Source organism: Baekduia soli, assembly GCF_007970665.1.
Lineage (GTDB): Bacteria > Actinomycetota > Thermoleophilia > Solirubrobacterales > Solirubrobacteraceae > Baekduia > Baekduia soli.
Map to the genome: position 1 here is coordinate 161,605 of NZ_CP042430.1, position 18,631 is coordinate 180,235.

14 protein-coding genes are annotated in these 18,631 nt (G+C 72.0%); 6 read left to right on the top strand and 8 right to left on the bottom strand.

What is annotated here, in order from left to right; translation table 11 throughout:
* The first annotated feature begins 47 nt into the window (after window positions 1-47).
* Both FSW04_RS00730 and FSW04_RS00735 read left to right on the top strand, forming a co-directional pair.
* Entirely contained in the window at window positions 48-764 is a 717-nt protein-coding gene (locus tag FSW04_RS00730) for a DUF268 domain-containing protein (RefSeq protein WP_187369125.1), read from the top strand.
* Window positions 728-1,639, top strand: a complete 912-nt coding sequence (locus FSW04_RS00735) for a glycosyltransferase family 2 protein (protein WP_187369126.1) — start codon at window positions 728-730, stop codon at window positions 1,637-1,639. The genes FSW04_RS00730 and FSW04_RS00735 overlap by 37 nt, the downstream gene beginning before the upstream one ends.
* Here the strand turns inward: FSW04_RS00735 and FSW04_RS00740 are convergent.
* Together FSW04_RS00740 and FSW04_RS00745 are read right to left on the bottom strand one after the other, a co-directional pair.
* Window positions 1,636-2,799: a glycosyltransferase family 4 protein gene (locus FSW04_RS00740; protein ID WP_146915233.1), complete on the bottom strand. Its 1,164-nt coding sequence runs from the start codon at window positions 2,797-2,799 to the stop codon at window positions 1,636-1,638. The genes FSW04_RS00735 and FSW04_RS00740 overlap by 4 nt on opposite strands.
* 35 nt (window positions 2,800-2,834) lie before the next feature.
* A complete protein-coding gene (locus FSW04_RS00745; protein ID WP_146915235.1) occupies window positions 2,835-4,961 on the bottom strand; it encodes a hypothetical protein in 2,127 nt (708 codons plus the stop codon).
* A gap of 278 nt (window positions 4,962-5,239) precedes the next feature.
* Between FSW04_RS00745 and FSW04_RS00750 the strand changes: the two genes are divergently transcribed.
* A complete protein-coding gene (locus FSW04_RS00750; RefSeq protein WP_146915237.1) occupies window positions 5,240-8,581 on the top strand; it encodes a glycosyltransferase in 3,342 nt (1,113 codons plus the stop codon).
* On the opposite strand, the gene FSW04_RS00755 is transcribed toward FSW04_RS00750, so the two are convergent.
* The 5 genes from FSW04_RS00755 to FSW04_RS00775 are packed head-to-tail and all read right to left on the bottom strand — an operon-like array spanning window position 8,578 to window position 14,102.
* Window positions 8,578-10,758, bottom strand: a complete 2,181-nt coding sequence (locus tag FSW04_RS00755) for a glycosyltransferase (protein ID WP_146915239.1) — start codon at window positions 10,756-10,758, stop codon at window positions 8,578-8,580. The genes FSW04_RS00750 and FSW04_RS00755 overlap by 4 nt on opposite strands.
* A 23-nt stretch (window positions 10,759-10,781) precedes the next feature.
* Entirely contained in the window at window positions 10,782-11,651 is an 870-nt protein-coding gene (locus tag FSW04_RS00760; RefSeq protein ID WP_187369127.1) for an ABC transporter permease, read from the bottom strand.
* Window positions 11,648-12,973: an ABC transporter ATP-binding protein gene (locus FSW04_RS00765; RefSeq protein ID WP_146915244.1), complete on the bottom strand. Its 1,326-nt coding sequence runs from the start codon at window positions 12,971-12,973 to the stop codon at window positions 11,648-11,650. The genes FSW04_RS00760 and FSW04_RS00765 overlap by 4 nt, the downstream gene beginning before the upstream one ends.
* Entirely contained in the window at window positions 12,970-13,353 is a 384-nt protein-coding gene (locus FSW04_RS00770) for a DUF2304 domain-containing protein (protein WP_146915246.1), read from the bottom strand. The genes FSW04_RS00765 and FSW04_RS00770 overlap by 4 nt, the downstream gene beginning before the upstream one ends.
* Entirely contained in the window at window positions 13,353-14,102 is a 750-nt protein-coding gene (locus FSW04_RS00775; RefSeq protein ID WP_146915248.1) for a glycosyltransferase family 2 protein, read from the bottom strand. Before FSW04_RS00775 ends, FSW04_RS00770 begins: the two co-directional genes overlap by 1 nt.
* A 110-nt stretch (window positions 14,103-14,212) precedes the next feature.
* Here FSW04_RS00775 and FSW04_RS00780 point away from each other — a divergent pair, with 110 nt between their 5' ends.
* From FSW04_RS00780 to FSW04_RS00790, 3 genes are read left to right on the top strand one after another with little or no spacing between them, the layout of a single operon-like run.
* On the top strand, window positions 14,213-15,688 hold the full coding sequence (locus FSW04_RS00780; RefSeq protein WP_146915250.1) for a glycosyltransferase family 39 protein: 1,476 nt from the start codon (window positions 14,213-14,215) through the stop codon (window positions 15,686-15,688).
* 10 nt (window positions 15,689-15,698) lie between these two features.
* The gene (locus tag FSW04_RS00785) at window positions 15,699-16,376 is read left to right on the top strand and encodes a hypothetical protein (RefSeq protein WP_146915252.1); all 678 of its coding nucleotides are present in this window, start codon (window positions 15,699-15,701) and stop codon (window positions 16,374-16,376) included.
* Complete coding sequence (locus FSW04_RS00790; RefSeq protein WP_146915254.1) at window positions 16,376-17,491, top strand: glycosyltransferase family 4 protein; 1,116 nt, start codon at window positions 16,376-16,378, stop codon at window positions 17,489-17,491. The genes FSW04_RS00785 and FSW04_RS00790 overlap by 1 nt, the downstream gene beginning before the upstream one ends.
* On the opposite strand, the gene FSW04_RS00795 is transcribed toward FSW04_RS00790, so the two are convergent.
* Window positions 17,464-18,630 (bottom strand): glycosyltransferase family 4 protein, encoded by a 1,167-nt coding sequence (locus FSW04_RS00795; protein WP_146915256.1) that lies wholly within the window; start codon window positions 18,628-18,630, stop codon window positions 17,464-17,466. The two genes, FSW04_RS00790 and FSW04_RS00795, sit on opposite strands and share 28 nt — an antisense overlap.
* Window position 18,631: the final 1 nt, after the last annotated feature.

The following is an 18,631-nucleotide window of genomic DNA, read 5'->3' on the forward strand; positions in this document are numbered from 1 at the left end:
TGCAGCAGCTGGGGCGCCAGCTCCCACCCGTCGTCTCCCAGCTGGGAGTGAAGGTCCTCAACGCCGCCGCGTTCCCGGGTGTCATGCGCCACTACGTCTCGAGCTGGCGCGAATATCGCAGTCTGCCCGGCGCCGAGCCCCTCCGGCTTCGCGACGCGCACCCGCAGCTCTGGGACCGTCTGTCGGTCTCCCCGTTCGACGCCCACTACTTCCACCAGGACGTCTGGGCCGCGCGTCGCGTCGCCGAGCATGCGCCGCCGCGACACGTCGATGTCGGGTCGCGTGTGGACCTCGTCGGGTTCCTCACAGCGCTCTGCCCGGTCACCTTCGTCGACATCCGGCCGTTGGAAGCCCACATCCCGGACCTGGAGAGCACCCCCGGCAGCGTCCTGGCTATGCCCTTCGCCGATCAGGCGCTGCCATCGGTGTCCTGTCTGCACGTGGCCGAGCACATCGGGCTGGGACGCTACGGCGACCCGCTGGACCCCCAGGGCAGCCGCAAGGCCGCGGCGGAGCTGCAGCGCGTTCTGGCCCCGGGCGGACAGCTGCTCTTCTCGGGGCCGGTCGGGGCGCCGCGGGTGTGCTTCAACGCCCACCGTGTGCATGACCCCCTCGAGGTGCTGACCTGGTTCGACGAGCTCGAGCTCGCGTCCTTCGCCGGGGTGGACGACGAGGGGCGCTTCGGAGAGCACATGAACCCCGCAGACCTGGTGGGGCAACGGTACGCGTGCGGCATGTTCTGTCTGCAACGACCTGCAGCGTGACCGAAGCGCCACATCTCTCGCTGGTCCTGCCTGCCTACCGCGCAGCAGCGTTCATCGAGGAGAACGTCCGCACGGTCAACAGCGTGCTCGAGGAGCTGGGCCGACCGTTCGAGGTCATCGTCGTGGTGGACGGCGCGATCGACGACACGACGGCGCGCGTGCGGGGCCTCGGCGATCCGCGGGTGTCGGCCATCGAGTACGGCGAGAACCAGGGCAAGGGCTTCGCGCTGTGCGTAGGGGTTGCCCATGCCCGCGGGCGGCTGGTCGGATGGCTGGACGCCGACCTCGACGTCCACCCCAGCGTCATCGTGGCGGCCGCGCACCTGCTCCAGGAGCACGAGATCGACGCGGTCGTCGGCTCCAAGCGCCATGCCGACTCCCAGGTGGAGTACCCCGCCGTTCGGCGGGTGCTCTCGCTCGGGTTCCAGATGCTGGTGCGCGCGGCGCTGCGCGTGGACGTCCGCGATACCCAGACCGGGGCGAAGCTCTTCCGGCGTGAGGTGCTGGACACCGTCATCCCGCTGCTGCTGATCAAGCGCTACGCCTTCGACCTGGAGGTCCTTGCCGTCGCCTCCCTCTTCGGCTTCGATCGGGTAGAGGAGGTTCCGATCCAGCTGGATTACCGCTTCGCCGGCACCGGCATTGACTCCGAGGCCGTGCGGCGCATGTTCATGGACACGCTGGCGATCGCCTACCGCGTCCGCCTCCGCCACTGGTACGTGCGGCAATACGCAGCTCTCCAGCGCGCGCGGGTCAACGTGGGCGACGGTCCCGTCGCCGACCTGCCGACAGTGCCGGCGTCCAACCTGGCCGTCTTCCAGGCGCTGCTGCCCGACGACCCGGCCATCGAGGGCCGGGCAGGCGAGCCGGTCTAATGCGCGGCGAACCCGAGGCGCTCGAGAACGGGCGCGACCACCGCCGACCAGTCGTAGGAGCGCGCATGCTCCAACGCGGCACGCCGCCGGTCGAGCCATAGAGTCCGATCGGCGAGCAGACGGGCCATCGCATCCGCGAAGGCCGTCGGGTCGTCGGCGACGACATCTGCGGCCCCGGCCTGCGCCAGCTCGTCCGCGTTGGGCGGCACGGGCGTGAGGACGATGGGCAGCCCCGCTGCGAGGTAGGCCTTCAGCTTGGACGGGTCCGCGAACTGCGTGAACGACCGACCGTCGTCCTGATAGGGCGCAAGCGCGATGCTCGCGTCCGCCAATCGTTCCTCGAGCTCCGGGCCGACACGGAAGCCGTGTAACACGACGAGGTCACCGACCCCGAGCTCCCGGGCGAGGAGTTCGAGGGCTTCACGCTCCGGGCCCCGGCCTACGATGTCGAGCGGGAGCTCGGCGCCGCGTTGGCGCAGGGTGGCGATCGAGCGGATCGCCGTCGCGACGCCCATCCGCTCGACCAAGTGGCCGATGAAGATCGCGCGATGATGCTCATGCGCGGTCTCCGTCGTCCGACGCGCCTCGTCGGCCCACAGGCCGATCGGCACCGATAGGGCCGGCGCAGCCGCAGCGCCGAGGCCGAGCCGTTCGGTGCGCGCGTTGAGGGCGGCCTGCGAGACCTCGACGCGGAGATCCGCTCGCCGGCAGCAGAACCCGTCGAGCGCGTCGTAGGCGCGCGTGAGCGGGCTCGACGGGCCGAACCGATCCGGCACGAAGTCGACCGCCCAGTGGACGACCTGGCCGGCGCGGCTGCGCGACCGGCGCGCCAGCCCACGCGCCGTGGAGATGGTGTCGAAGCCAAACCACACGTCGACGGGCTCGCGGCCGAAAGGAACCAGCGGGTCGAACGGATACGTCAACGGAGGCCGTGACGGCAGGCGTACGATCCGCCGCCGGACGCACCCGTCGCGCCAGTCCTCGAAGACGTGCTGCCCTGCCTCCTCCGGGCCGAGCGGGTGGTAGAGGCACCGCACGTGGGCGCCGCTTCGTGCCAGGTGCTCCTTCAGGCCGACGGCCGGAGGCCCGGTCGGGACGCCGTGAACCTCGAGCGCAAATCGTGCACCGGCAAGCGGCCGGCGGCGCGGGTCGGCTGCCATTGGGCGGGACGCTAGCAGCGCCGACCCAGGCGCGATCAGGGGGTGACGACGCGGGCCCGGAGGTCGATCACCATGACGCTCATGGAGCGCGGGTCCGGTCCGGGAGCCTCCTGGATCCCCGGCACGGTGCTCACCGCGAGCTGCCCTTGGCCGTGGCTGATCTGGATCGGCACGGTGGCCTTCAGCTCGACGCCAGGCTGAACGGATCTGCGCCACACGACCTGCCCGCGGGCGTCCCGGATCGTGACCATCCGGGGCTGGACCATGGTGGCGAGACGGAAGCGCAGGGTGCCACTGCAGGTCTGGCACGCGGCCGTGACGGCGAGCTTCCCGACCGGCGCCATGAGCCACTGCGCCTGGTTGGGTGCGGTGCCCTCCACGGATCCGAAGCCGTCGGTGGCCGACACCAACGGTTGCGGGCGCGCGGTGACGCGGTACACGCGGGCGGTCGAGCCGCCGTACTTGGCCCGGCCAAGGAACTGCACGTCAGCGGCCGGCGGCACCCCGGGCGCGACCACCGGAGGCTGGGTAGGCACCTCGGTGACGACGAGGTACTTCACGCCGAGTGTGGCGAGCGCCGGCACGGTCGCCGGGTCCGCGAGGCTCGCCAGAGACACGTCGCGGTTCTCCTGCGCCGTGCCTGCGTAGCCGTTGATCACAGGCATGTCGTGAAAGCCCTGGAAGAAGATGTCGCCGTAGTCGCCGTAGCCGTTGGGATACAGCGGGTACTGCGCCACGATCCCCTTCGGCTGGTTCTCGATGAGCTTGTACGCGGGCTGGTCGGAGAGCGTGCTGATGACGCCCGATGCCTGGCGGTTGATGAGGTCCAGCGGCACGAGCACGGTGGCCGCCGCGAGCAGCGCGACACCACCCACCCGGCCCAGCCGCGCGGACAACTGGGCCAGCCCGAACCCGGCGAGCACGCTCACGCCGAGCATGACGATGATGACGAACCGGGAGTAGGCCCTCCACGTGGACGTCACGTGGCTGATCAGGTCCGACGGTGTCGGCAGCAGGAGCGGCCCGACGTTGACCTTCGGCGGCGCGGAGAAGACGAACGCGACGACGGCGATGGCGAGGAACAGCCCCACGGCGTACCACTGACGGGACGCCTTCGGCCGCCGCACGGCGAGCACGACACCCACCAGCGCCAACAGCAACATCGTGACGCCCAGGTAGAGCGTGTTCTCCGACGCGTTGGATCCGTGGAGGTGAGACGCCAGGTAGGACGCCGTGCGATCGCCGACGATCAGGTTCCCGGCCGGCGGCATCACGTATTCGATCGCCCGAGCGCTGTAGACGGTGAGCTCCTGAGAGGAGTGCTCGCGCAGCGGCGACGACCCGGTACCACCCAGGGTCAGCGCCGCCAGGACGCCGGCGTAGCCCACCCCGAGCGCGACTGCGAGGACGGCGGCGGTGAACCGCCGCCGGTCACGCCCGTTGAGCCAACCGTATCCGATCTCCCACACGGCGATGACGGCGAGCAGCACGGCCCCGAACAACAGGAAGTACGGGTTGAACGCCATCGCGAGGACCGCGGACAGACCGAGGAGGACGCCGTTGCGGATCGTCGGCTTCTCGTGCACGGCCAGCCCGCGCCAGGCCATCAGGACGAAGACCCAGCCGTGCACGTGGGCGTTGTGCCCTTGGCCGTTGAGCTCGGCAAACGGATAGAACGCGAACGCCCAGCCCGCGATCAGCGCTGCCCAGGCGTTGCCGGTGAGCTTGCGCGTGAGCAGGAACATCGCCAGCCCCGAGCCCACGTATCCGAGCAGGGTCGCGATGCTGAAGGCCGCCGCCGCGCCGCCCACGAGCGCCAGCAGGTACATGACCCCGATGAGCGGCCATTGCGAGAGGTTGAAGCGCCAGTCGATGGGCAACCCCTCCGGGGCGTTGAAGTCATGCAGCGTGCCCGGCAGGAAGGGGTTGTGATGGCCCTCCACCGTCTCACGCAGTAGCGCGATCGATCCGGTCAGGTCCCCCGGTGCGCCGTACACGGTGTCGCCCAGGTGGATCACGACGGGCCACGTCATATGGACCGCGTAGGCGACGTAGAGCAGCAGCGCAAGCAGCGTTGAAGGCCGCGGCAGCAATCGAGGGAGGCGCCGGCTCGCGGCAGTCCCGCTGATCGCAGCCGTACGGGGTCGCCGAACGACGGACATCGGCACAAGCGTAGACCGTCGAGAGGCGGGCAGCTCCTGCGGCGCGCGCGCCACGAGCCGTGGGCGACGCGGCGCACGCGCTCTCGGGCGATAGCCTCTTGGGCTGCCCGCAGTCCGTCCGACTCGTCCCGCGCGAACCGTCGTCGCGCTCCTCTGCGACGGACCGCCGCGCTTGCCTTCCTGAGGGATTCTTCTTGATCTGCTGCACCGTCTATGACCGGTCGAGGCTCGGCGCCGCCAGGGCGCTCATCGCATCCCTCGAGCGCCACCATCCCGACGTGGCGGTCCTCGCCCTGTGCCTCGGCGACCCGGAGGGCGCCCCGCTGGACGGTGCCGAAGTCGTCGCCCTCGAGGACCTGCCCGTGGCGCAGGCGTGGGAGCGTGTCGCGGCGAGCTCGCTCGAGCACCGCGACAGCGTGCTCGCCGGCCCGCTGCTGGCGCTCGCGCTCGAGCGCGACGAGCAGGCCATCTTCCTGGGCACGTCCATGCGGGTCTGCGCGCCCCTGGACCCCCTGACCGGCGCACTCGGCGATCACGACGTCGCGCTGGCCGGCATGGCCGAGGCGCGGCTGCCGGACGACGATCGCTCTCCGTCGGCCGCGATCATCGAGCGCGCCGGGTTGGTCAACCCCCGTGTGGTCGCGCTGCGGCGCGGCACGGTGGCCGACGTGCTGCTGGCCGCGTGGCCCGACGTCGTCGACGTCGAGTCGCCGCTGGCCGACGCGACGGTCCTCGAGGCACCGCCCGAGCTGTGCCCGACGATCGTCGTGCGCCACCTCGAGCGCGCCGCGGCCGACGCCTCGGGCCTCGTCGTGCGGGACCCGGGTGTCGCTGCCGCCTACTGGAACCTGCCGCTGCGCCCGGTCACGACGGTGGATGGCGAGCTCCGCGTGGGCGGTGCACCCCTGTGCCTGCTCGACCTCGCCGGCTCCGACGGCGGTGACCCCGCCGGGCTGTGGTCGGGGCAGGACCGTGTCCGGCTCATCGACACGCCGGCGCTCGCGCAGCTGGTCATCGGGTTCGCCGACGAGCTCCGCGCCACCCCGCCCGACGCGCCCGCGGCCTTCGCACACGACGCTCGCGGTCGCCACCTCGACCGGGTCCTGCGGCGGCTGGTGCGCGAGGGCGTCGCAGAAGGTGCGCTGTCCGCCCCGCCCTGGGCCGACGACGGCATCGACGCATGGGAGGAGCTTCTCGGCCAGCCCGCACCCGCGGGCGCGAGCGCCGGGATCACGCGTTACCACCATGCCATCTGGGAGAGCCGCGAGGACGTGCAACGCACGTTCCCCGACCTCGACGGGCCCGACGGCCCCGAGTTCGCCCGCTGGGTCCGAGAGTGGGGACCCGAGGCGCCCGAGGCACCCGGGCACGCGGGCACGCCCGAGCGCAAGCTGCCCTGGGGCGTGAACGTCGCCGGCTTCTTCCGCTCCGAGCTGGGGCTCGGGGAGGCTGCGCGCCTGCTCATCCGCAGCCTCGACAGCGTGCACGTGCCGGCGCTCCCGGTGCATGGCGCCTTCGTTCCGCCGACGCGCCAGCACGCCGAGTTCACGTTCACGACGCCGGACGAGTCGCCCTACCCCATCAACATCATCTGCCTCAACGGCGACGTCGTCCCTGGCTTCGCCCGCGAGTCTCAGCAGCACTTCTTCGCCGACCGCCACACCATCGCCCTGTGGTGGTGGGAGGTCGTCGACGCGTTCCCGCAGGACTGGTATCCCGCCTTCGAGCACCTCGACGAGATCTGGGTTGCCACGGACCACATCTACCAGGCGATCGCCCCGCACAGCCCGGTCCCGGTCAACAAGGTGCGGATGCCGGTCGTCATGCCGCGAATCGGCCACTTCCCCCGCTCGCGCCTGGGCATGCCGGAGGAGGGCTTCACATTCCTGTACGTCTTCGACTACCACTCGACGACGGCGCGCAAGAACCCCGTCGGACACGTTGAGGCGTTCAAGGCGGCCTTCGGTGAGGGCTCCGGAGCGAAGCTCGTCCTCAAGTGCATCAATGCCGACCGGATGATCGCCCAGCACACGCGCACGCTGCTCGCGATCGACGGGCATCCCGACATCACGGTCATCGACGACTTCGTCTCCGCCGACGAGAAGAACGCCATGCTCGCCGCATGCGACTGCTACGTGTCGCTGCACCGCTCGGAGGGCTTCGGTCTGACCCCGGCCGAGGCCATGGCGCTCGGCAAGCCGGTCATCGCGACCCGGTACGGCGGCGTGCTGGACTTCATGACCGACGAGAACTCATACCTTGTCGACCACGGCTGGACGGCGGTCGGGCCGGGCGCCCACCCATACCCGGCCGACGCGGTCTGGGCCGAGCCAGACCTCGACCATGCCGCGCACCTCATGCGCGAGGTGTTCGAGAACCAGGACGAAGCGCGGCAACGGGGCGTCCGCGCGCAGCGCGACATCCAGGAGCGCCACGCGCCGCACGTCGCCGGCGAGATCATGCTCGCGCGCCTGCAGAACATCCACAACGGCCTGAGCCGCAGCGCCAATGCCGTCACCGCGCTGCCCGGAGCCTGGGATCCAGAGAAGACGGCGCGGCGGATCCGGACGCCGATGCCGCCGGTGGTCGGTCGCGGACGCATCGTCAAGGGGGCGTACCGCAGCGCCGTGGGCCGGGCGATCCTGCCGTACCTCAACCGCGAGCGCGGCATCGACGAGCACCTTCTCGAGGGCCTCGTCCGGATCCAGGATCAGCTTGCCGATGTCCCGGCTCGCGCGGCCGAGATCACCGCAGCGGGGTTGCGTCAAGAGCGGGCCATGACGCTGGCGGCCTTCCGCCGGATGCGTGCCCAGGTCGACGACCATCGCCGCTGGCTCGAGACGCTCGACCACGACGTGCGCACGACGGCCGACCGGGTCACCCACCTCAGCGCATTCGAGCACCACGTCGCCGAGCACCGGGCGCTGCCGTTCATGACCGAGCCGTTCGAGTGCTGGGACGATCCGCAGGCAGGCCGCGTCGAGGGCTTCCGCACTGCGCTTCCCGCCGCCGAGGGAGACACCTACCATGACTTCGAGCAGCGCTTCCGCGGCACGCGTGAGCGCATCAGCGACCTGCAGCGACCGTACGTCGACCTGCTGCGGGGGCATGACCCGGTCCTGGACTGCGGCTGTGGGCGCGGGGAGCTGCTCGAGCTCCTCGGCGAGGCGGGTATCTCCGCCTCGGGCGTGGATCTCGACGAGGGGATGCTGGCCGAGGCCCGCTCCTGCGGGCTCGACGTGACGACCGGCGACGCCATCGCCCTGCTCACGGAGGCGGAGCCCGGGGCCTACGGCGCCGTGACCGCCATGCAGGTCATCGAGCACCTGCCCGAGCCCGCCCTGGTGGCGTTCCTGCGCGCCGGTCGCCGGGCGCTGGGCGCCGGCGGCCGGCTGATCGTCGAGACCGTCAACCCGCACTCCGTCGTGGCGCTGAAGGCGTTCTGGCTGGACCCGACCCACCAGCACCCGCTGTTCCCGGAAGTCGTGCTCGAGCTCTGCCGCGAGGCGGGCTTCGACCGCGGGTTTGTCATGCACCCGGGTGGCGAAGGGGACGTGGAGCGCGACCGCTACCGGATCGCGGCCTATGCGATCGTGGCCGACGTCGGGCCCGAGACCTAGGAGCTGCGCAGGCGCCGAACCGCACGAGCCGCCAGGCCGGGACGATCGGCCAGCGCCTCCAGCAGCCGTTCGCGCCCGCCCGGAGCGCCCAGCACGGTGCTGAGGCGCTCGGCCAGCGCCGGGTCCAGCAGCTGTGCGTCGGGGTCGACGAGAGTCCATACCGCCCCGTGGGCATTGTCGCGCACCGACCAGTACGCGTGCTCCGCGCGGGCCAGATCCTCGGTCAGCCGCGCGGCCGGGGGCGCGGGCAGCCGGACCGCCTCGCGGTATGCGTCGACGAGCCCGTCGGCCGTCGCCGCCCAGGTCAGCGGTGCCCCGGCCGCCGCGATGCCGGCCACCAGCTCGGCTCCGGCCGCCTCGGAGCGCAGGATCCCGATGGTGGCCCGTGCGCTGGCCCGCACGTCCCAGGCGACCAGCACGGCGAGCTCGGTGGGCAACGTGTCGCGCAGCGCGGAGACCGCCGCGAAGAGGCACGGTGTCCCGGCGGCGGCGGCCTCGAACGGGATGAGCCCGAAGCCCTCGTAGGTGGTCGGGTAGACGACGGCGGACGCGGCGCTCAGCAGCCACCCCTTCTCCGCCTCGTTCACGGCACCGACCGCGCGGACGGCGCCCGCATGCTCGGGGTGACGGAGCAGCCACGCCGCATCGTCGCCGCTGCCCGACCCATGCAGGACTTCAGCGCCGGCGATCACCAGGTCACCGTCCCACCCGTGCTCGTTGCGCAGGGCGCCCAGCAGCTCGAGCGCGAAGCGCACATTCTTGTGGCGGAAGCGATTCCCGAGCACCAGCAGGAATGGGCGCGTGGGGACGCCCAGGGCCGCCGGGGGCACGGCGTCGAGCGCCGGCGCGAGCCGCTCGTTGCGCGCGCCGAGCGGCACGACCCGCGTGCGCTGCGGCGCGACGAGGTCGTCGGCCAGCGCATCGGCCGCTGCCGTGGGCGAGAAGAAGACCACCATCGCCGCGAGGCTCAGGGCGTCCCGCGTCACGCGCCGGTAGTCCTGCCACCGGTCGGCGGAGGGAAAGACCGAGCCGGTCCGATAGCCGATCAGGTCCTGGTTGGTGAGCACCGTCCGTTCCCCCAGGGCGTCGAGGACGACCATGTCCTGCACCGACTCGATCTGCCATGGCCGGTGTACCACGTGCGTGCGCACCGTGCCCTCGACGGGCGAAGCCGCGTCGAGGCGCTCGAGCCTGCCCATGCCGGCGAGCGCGCGGTCGGCCACGTCGCCGAGACGGGAGGGCAGCAGCGCTCGGACACGCACGTCGTCGCGAGCGGCGAGCGCCCCGATGACCTCAACGAGGTGCACGGTCGTGCCGGTGACGCCCACCGCGCCGAGCGGACGCGCGTCGACGGTCACCGAGAGCGGTTCGAGCACGACCGAGCACGCCAGCAGCGCGCGGCTCAGGCGGGAGTGCCGGTCCGTCGCCGCCTCGGCGATGGCGGCCGTGAGCGGGGGATGACGCGCGGCCGCCTCGCCGTCCCAGACGCCCGGGACGGCGATGGCCGCCGGCTCGCCGCGGTAGGCCACGAACAGCTCGTCGGCGACGAGGTGCATCAGGCCCGCCGCCGCGCCCCTCGCACAGAAGTCGGCAAGGGCGTCACGCGGCGTGAGGGCTGCGTCGTAGTCGCCCACGAGCTGCAACGCGGCACGGGTCACCAGGGCACAGTGGGGCAACGCCGTCGGCGTATGAGGATGCAGGGCGAGCGTCCCCGCCCGGACGCGTTCGGCGACCTCGGCCGGCGTGGCCCCGGCAGGTGGCAGCGGCCACGGCAGGTTGCGCCGGGGAACGCTGAGGAACGCTGCATCGTTGCTGACCGCGGTGACCGTCGCGACCTCCGGCCGTCCCGCCGCCACGCCCACCAGCGTCTCGAGCCATCCCTCGCCGACCTCGCTCGCCCCGTCCAGGAGCACGAGGTCGGCTGCGGGTGCCAGCGCGGCCGCCGCGTTCCAGGCCGCCGCGCCATCGGCGTCGAGCCAGAGCACCTCGTGGTCGCCGCACAGCGCCTCCAGCGCGCGGCGCCCGGCCGGCGTCCCCCCGGCCAGGAGTGGCACTGCGGCGTCGAGGCCAGGCAGCAGCGCCTGCAGGCACCGTGCGGCCGCGTCGGGCTCGCGCGCCAGCAGAACGACGGCCAGTGGCGCCGTCAGGCCACCGGCCTCGGGGATGCTCACGGGCACGGCCGAACTCTACCGGCCGTCGCTCAGAGGTCCTCGGCCACCCGTGGCGCCATGGCCCGAAACATCAGGAAGCCGAAGGCGAGCGAGGCGATGATGATCCCGGCCGGGATGAGCAACAGCCAACCGCTGGACAACGACTGCGTCGGCGCCTGCCACGACGGGTCGACCAGCAGGTTGCGCGCGGTGGCCAGCAGCGCCGCGAACGGGTTGCAGAAGAAGATGTCGACGAGCAGCCGCCCGTGCGCCCGGCCCGCGATCGTGTCGACCGTGAAGAAGACGCCCGAGGAGTAGAAGAGCAACTGGAGCACGACGTTCCAGATCGGCTCGATGTCGCGGAACTTCACGAAGGCGACCGACAGGATCATCGCCATCCCGAACGCGAACAGCACGAGGACGGCGATGACCACGAGGAACCCCAACCACGCCAGCCGCGGCCGACCGCCCGAGATCAGCAGGAACACCAGCACGGGCACGAGGTTCAGCGCGAGGTTGAACGTCGAGGTCATGACGCTCGCCATCGGTACGGCCAGGCGCGGGAAGTCGACCTTGCGCACCAGGCTCTCGCGCGCCATGAGGCTGCGCACCGCGGCGGTCGTGGCCTCGCTGAAGAACGAGAAGAGCACGATGCCCAGCAGCAGCGCCACCGGGTAGTACTTCACGCCCGCGTCGAGCTTCAGTGCGAAGCTGAAGACGACGAACAACACACCGAAGAGCATGAGCGGGTTCATGAGCTGCCAGAGGTAGCCCAGGAAGGACCCGAAGAACTTCAGCTTGAAGTCGGTGGCCGCCAGCGTGTGGGCCAGGCGGAACAGCCGCCGCGGGTCGTCGCCGAGCGCGGTCGGCCCCTTGACCTCGCGGTAGCCGCGCGGCACCTCGGCGTCGGCGACGCTCACGCGGTCTCCACGACGTCGCGGCGCAGCGAGACGTCGAACGGGATCTCGAGCAGGGCACCCGACTGCCCCGATGACGTCACGGCCACGGCCATGAACCGCTCGCGGTTGTCCATCCAGGCGTCGACCGCACCGGGCCGCGCGACGAGCGCGCTGACCGTGTACTGGTCGGGGGCCAGGACGTTGTGGAAGCCGAAGCGCACGACGACCTCCTCGCCGGTCCGGTAGGACTCGTAGGGGAGTTGCTGCTCGGTCGTCGCCGCGATCGCCCGCTCGTTGACGCTGTTGCGCAGCATGAAGACGAACACGGGCCCCCTGGCGTCCTCGTGGAAGCGCACGTGCAGGTTGAAGGTCACCCGGCGGCCTGCCTCGAGGGACTCGACCTGCTGTTCGTCGGCATCGACGAACCAGCCGCCAATGATCTCGGCGCCCGCGTCACCTGCGCGCACCTCGTCGCCGCCGGCCGCGGTGAGCACGCGGCGCCCGGACGGCGCCGCCGTGGGCCCGGTCTCCGACGGCTCGCCCTGCATCGCGGCGACCCCGGCGCGCGCCCGCGCCGCCTCGGCGGCGCGCGCATCGTGAGAGAAGTTCAGCCGCAGGTAATGGCTGCTGACGGGCTCGGGTTCGCCGATGTTGGCAACGCGCCCGTTCTCCAGCAGCATGGCGCGGTCGCAGAAGCGCTGCACAGAGGCCATCTCGTGCGTGACGAGGATGACGGTGCGACCCTCGCGTCGCAGGCGCCCGAATTCGTCGTAGCACTTCTGCTGGAAGGCAGCATCGCCCACAGCAAGCACCTCGTCGATGAGCAGGATGTCGGCGTCGACCTGGATCATCACGCTGAAGGCCAGCCGGACGAGCATCCCCGAGGAGTAGTTCTTCAGCTTGAGGTCGACGAAGTCGTGCAGCTCGGCGAACTCCAGAACGGAGTCGATGCGGCTGCGCGCCTCGCGTTGGCTGAGCCCGAGCATCGTCGCGTTGATGAGGATGTTGTCGCGGGCCGGCAGGTCCATGTTGAACCCGACACCGAGCTCGATGAACGTCGACACGCGGCCGTTGACGAGGATCCGCCCGGCGTCCGCGCGGTAGATCCCCGCCAGGCACTTCAACAAGGTGGACTTGCCTGAGCCGTTGCGGCCGATGATCCCGAAGAACTCGCCCTGCTCTACGTGGAAGTCGACGTCGTCGAGCACGCGCAGGCGCTCATGACCCGGCCGGCGCAGGGGGTGCAGCACGCGTTCCTTGAGCGTGTGAACCTGCTCGTGCGGGATCCGGAACTCCTTGGAGAGGCCCGTCACCGCGAAGGCGGCTGGCCGCGCGTCGCTCACGCGGCGTCCCGAGCCTCCTCGTCGTGGGCCGCGGCACCCTCGTCGTCGGGCTCCTCCACGGACATCATCCCGACCTCCTGCACGAGCGTGGTGAGGCGCCGCTCGAGCGAGGAGATGCGCACGGAGAAGTGCAGCAGCAGGACGATGCAGAACAGCAGGCCGAAGAAGAACAGCGTGCTGACCGGCGAGATCGCCCCGATGAAGTCGGTGACGCCGCGCAGCAGCGAGAACCAGATCGAGACGAGCAGCGTGAGCACCGCGGTCGCCACCCAGAGGACCGAGTACTCCTCCTTGAGCTTGCGCCGCCGGACGAGCTCGACCACCATGAGCAGGATCCCGAGCGCGCCGCCGATGGTGAGGACGCGGATCCGGACGTCCATCAGCGCACCGGCCCTTCGGCCGACGGTCGCAGCATCGTCACCAGGATGGACAGGAACATCTTGTAGACGTAGTACAGGCTGCGGTGGCCCGAGTGCATGCTCTTGCCGGTCGGCATCCGCATCTGGACGCCGACCTCGGCGACGCGGAAGCCCGAGCGGTGCAGCAGGATGAGGATGTCAGCATCGGGATAGTCGGCCGGGTAGACGTCGGTGCAGAAGAAGCGTGCCACGTCGATGCGCATCACCTGGTACCCGGATGTCGGGTCCGACACGTGCTGGCGCATGATCCGCGACGCCATCCGGCTGAAGATGCTCATCCCGATCTTGCGCGCCCGCGACGGCTGGTAGTGGCCGTCGCCGTCCAGGAAGCGCGAGCCGATGACGATGTCGGCGGTCCCGTCGTCGACGAGGGCGAGCAGCTCGGGCATGTACTCGGCATGGTGCTGGCCGTCGGCGTCCATCTGGGCCACCGTGCGGTAGCCGTGGCGCACCGCGTACTTGTAGCCCGTCTGCAGGGCGACGCCGTAGCCGGAGTTGACGGGCAGGCGCAACACGCGCGCGCCGGCGCCGCGGGCCCGGGCGGCGGTCGCGTCGGCCGATCCGTCGTCGACGACGAGCACGTCGAAGTCCGGCAGCGACATGCGGACGTCGGCGACCGTGGCGGCGATGTTCGCCGCCTCGTTGTACGCGGGGATGACGACGAGCAGATCGGAGTCCGGCACGACGGTCGGCGCGCGGTAGGAGGTCACACGACTACGAACGAGGACTGGGGCCGCAGGTTGCGCGCCAGTGGGGCGCAGTGTAGAGCCTCCGGGGGTGCGGGCTGCGCGCCCGGCGGCTCTCGTAGCATCACGCGCTCATGTCCCGCGTCCGTGCCACCCTGACCCGGGTCCCGCTGCCGCTCGCCCTCATGTTGGGCGTCGCCGCGGTGCTGTCCCTGAGTTGGGGGCTGGCGACCGCGCCGCTCCAGGGTCCCGACGAGTCCGACCACATCGCCTACGTCGAGCACCTGGCCCAGACGGGGAAGATCCCGTCGGCCACCACCGGCAACGCCTCGTTCGCGGCCGACGAGAACGCCGCCCTGTACGGCTACGGCTACCTCAAGCTCCAGCAGAACCGCCTCGCCCGCCCGCCGTGGACCGTGTTCGCCGAGCGCCAGTTCAACCGCTACGAGGACACCCTGCCCTCCAGCGCGCTGGCCGCGGGCGTGGGGCCGATCTCCGTCGGCAAGAACCCGCCGCTGTACTACGCCTACGAGGCGGTCGGGTGGAAGCTGACCATCGGCGGGGGCTTCTTCGACCGCATCTTCGTGCTGCGGCTGCTCAGCGGCCTGTGCCTGCTGGCGATCGTCGCGTTCACATGGCTGCTGGCGGGCGAGATGCTCACCCGTCGCCTGCCCCAGGTCGTGGCCACGGGGGTTGTCGCGCTGCTGCCCATGGCGGGGTTCATGAGCGGCATCGTCAACACCGACATCCTGCTCGCCGCGATCTGGGCGGCGTTCCTGTGGCTGGCGGTGCGCACGGCGCGCGTGGGGCTGACGTGGCAGCGCGCGGCGCTGCTGTCGCTGCTGACCGTGCTCTCCGTGCTGACCCACGGCCGCGGGCTGGCGCTCATCCCGGCGCTGGCCATCGCCCTCGTCGTCGCCTGGGTGCGCCACCGTCAGCCCTTGCGCGGGACGATCGCCAGCGCGGCCGGCGCCGCCGGCACGATGGTCGCCGGGTTCATCGTCTACAAGGTGGTCACCTCGGCGGCCGGGGGCGGCGGCGCGCTGTACGGCGGCGAGGTCAACCTCGGCAGCCGCTCGGCGTTCAACGTCCGCCAGCTGCTCTCGTCGATCTGGCAGTTCTACCTGCCCAAGCTCGACGGGCTCGCACCGCGCCTGGGGCCCCCGATCGGCTACCGCCAGATCTACGTCCAGCAGTACTTCGCCGGCGTCTTCGGCTCCTTCGAGGTCTACTTCCCCTACTGGGTCTACGACACGGTGCAGGTCATCGTCGGGCTCTCGCTGTTGGCGCTCTACACGCTGGGGATCGTGCGCTGGCGCTCCGTCCTCGCGCGCTGGCCGGGGATCGTCATCGTCGGCGCGACCACGGGCTGCCTGATCCTCTTCCTGCACGTCGCGTCCTACCGGGCGCTGGTCAACGGCTCGGACAACCCGCTGATCGTCGGCCGCTACCTCCTGCCGATGACGCCGGTCGTCGGCCTCGCCGCCGCGGGGGTGATCGCCGGGCTGCCCCGCCGCGCCGGGGTCGTGCTCGGCAGCCTGCTGCTCATCGGCATGCTCGCGCTCTCGCTGGGCGGCCTGGGCCTGAGCCTGGAGCGGTTCTATGCGTAGGGCGCTGTGGGTGGTCATCCCCGTCGCGGTGTTCCTGCTGGGCTGGGGCGTCAAGAAGCTCGGCCCGTTCCTGGACACGCAGGCTCAGGAGGTCTACGCCACCCCGACGGTGCAGCCGACCGACGCCGCGACGCTCGCGCCGATTCCCGTCAAGGGCGGCAAGCAGGTCTGCCTGCACAACGTCGAGTACGGCCCGGGCGCCAAGTACGTGTACGTGACGATCACGACGACGCGCCCGGCCGGGCCGATCGCGGTGGAGGCCCGCGCCCAGGGCTACGACGCCAAGGCCGTGCAGCCCGCGGGCGCCGCGTCCGACGTCCCGCTCATCGTGAAGATCGCCCCGGCGCCGCGCGAGGTCGGCGACGGCACGCTGTGCCTCACCAACCTCGGCCGCCACCAGATCAGGTTCTACGGGATCCATCCGGGCCGGGGCTCGTCGCCGACGACGACGACCGTGGACGGCAAGGCCATCCCCGAGCAGCTGAGCGTCACGCTGCTGACGAGCCCGTCGAAGTCCCTGGGCAGCCGGATCGGGACGATCTTCGACCACGTCGCCGCGTTCCGCCCCGTCACGGGCTGGGAGGTCTGGATCGTGGCGATCCTCGCGCTCATCGGCGCACCGGTGGCGATCGTCGTGGCGCTCGTGCGCGCGACCGCCCAGGACGAGGCCCCGCCGCCCGCCGACTGATGCCGACCGTCGCGATCGACGCCCGCGCCGCGGCCGAGGTCCCGGCCGGCCGCGGGCGCTACGTCCGCGAGCTGCTGCGGGCCCTGGCCGTGCTGCCCGAGGCCGCCGACGTGCGCTTCGTGCTCTGGGCCCGCGAGCGCTGGGAGGACCCGGCGCTGGCCGGCGACCGGTTCACGTGGCGGCTGCTCGGCCTGCCCGACCCGGCCTGGAACGTGGCCTCCGGCCTGCTGGCCGGCCGCAGCGCCGACGTCTTCCTGTCGACCAACAGCTACCTCACCGCCTGGTTCACCCGCTGCCCGACCGCCGTGACGGTCCACGACCTCGTCGCCTTCGAGCGCCCGCAGTGGGCCCTGGGCAGCGCCGGGCGCATCGAGCGCGCCACCGCCGGCCTGGCGGTGCGCCGCGCACGGGCCCTGCCGTGCGACAGCGCGGCCACCCGCGCCGACCTCGTCCGGCGCTTCCCGCGCGTGGCCGGCCGCGCGGTGGCCGTCCCGCTGGCCGCCGACGCGGCCTTCGCCCGGCCCGTCGCCCGGCCGGGCCACCCCGACCTCGAGGCCCCCTACCTGCTGGCCGTCGGCACGCTCGAGCCCCGCAAGAACCTCGAGCGGCTCATCGCCGCCTGGGTCGCGCTGGACCCGGCCGTGCGCGGCGGCCATCTGCTGGCGCTCGTCGGCCCGCGCGGCTGGGACGACGCCCCGATCCTCGGCGCCGCGCGCGAGGCCGGCGCGCGCCTGCTGGGCCGCGTCGGCGAGGACGAGCTGCGCGCCCTGTACGCCGGGTGCGCGGGCTTCGCCTACCCGTCGCTGTACGAGGGCTTCGGGCTGCCGGTCCTGGAGGCCATGGCCGCCGGCGCACCGGTCATCACCTCGACGGCGTCCTCGCTGCCCGAGGTGGCCGGCGACGCCGCGCTGCTCGTCGACCCCGGCGACACGGACGCGATCGGCGCCGCGATCACCCGCCTGCTGACCGAGCCCGGGCTGGCCGACGACCTGCGCGCCCGGGGACGTGCGCGTGCGGCGCAGTTCAGCTGGGAGCGCACAGCGCGCGAGACGCTGGCGCTGCTGCTGGCGGCCTGCAGCGCGACAGGTCAGCGCGCGGCGAGCACGCGCTCGTAGGCCGCCAGGACCTTCTGCACCGAGGTGCCGACGGCCAGCTCGGGCGCCTCGCGGGCGAACCACGCCGCCGTGCGCCGGCGCAGCTCGGGGCCTCCGCGCACGACCGCGACGAGCGCCGCCGCGAGGTCGGCGGGCTCGCGCGAGGCCGCCACGAACCCGTTCTCGCCCTCGGCGATGAGCTCGACCGCGGCGTTGTCGTCGCCCGCGACGACGACCGACGGCGTCCCGGTCCCGGCGGCCTCGATGACGACCATCCCGTAGCCCTCCCGCGAGGATGGCAGGAGCAGGCACGCCGCCCGCCCCATCGCCTCCTCCAGCGTGCGGCCGTCGACGAACCCCGGCGCCTCGATGACGTCGCCCAGGCCCAGGCGCTCGATCATCGCCAGCAGTTCGGGCCGCTGGGAGCCGTCGCCGACGACGAGCGCGCGCAGGTCGCCGACCTGCTCGCGCGCGGCCGCGATCGCCGGCGGGATCGACAGCACGCCCTTCTCGGGGATGTGACGTCCGGCGAAGAGCACGAGCGGCGGGTCCTGGGCCGGGGTGCCGTGCGGGACGACGGTGCCGGTGTACAGGCCGCGCACGAGCGTCGTGTCGCCGCGCAGGCCCTCGGCGACCAGCCGGCGGGTGTGCACGCGGTTGTAGACGAACGCGTGCTGGGGCGTGCGCGCGCAGAGGTGCTGCACGAACCAGCCGATCGTGCCCGTCACCGTGCCGTAGTACTGGCGGCAGTAGGCCAGCGTCCAGACCTCGAACCAGTCGACGAACAGCGGCGGCGGGCGGCGGCGCAGCCGGCGGGCGAGACCCGCGCCGAGCACGCTGAAGAACGGCGAGAGGCTCGTGTGGACGATGTCATAGTCCTTGCCATGCTCGAGCAGGTGGCGCAGCACGCCGGCGCCGAAGCGCACGGGCGGCCCGAGCGCGCGCGCCCCGCCCTCGCCGTAGAGCTCGGCGCGCGGCGAGACCGCGACGATCCGCACGCCGGGCACCTCGGGCTGCTCGTCGTCGGCCCACTGGCGGCGCGTGAGGTAGGTGACCTCGTGCCCGCGCGCGGCCAGCCCCTCGGCCAGCGCGCGCATCCACCGCTCCGCGCCGCCGACCGTCCACGGATACAGGCAGTCGTAGACGAGGCAGATGCGCACG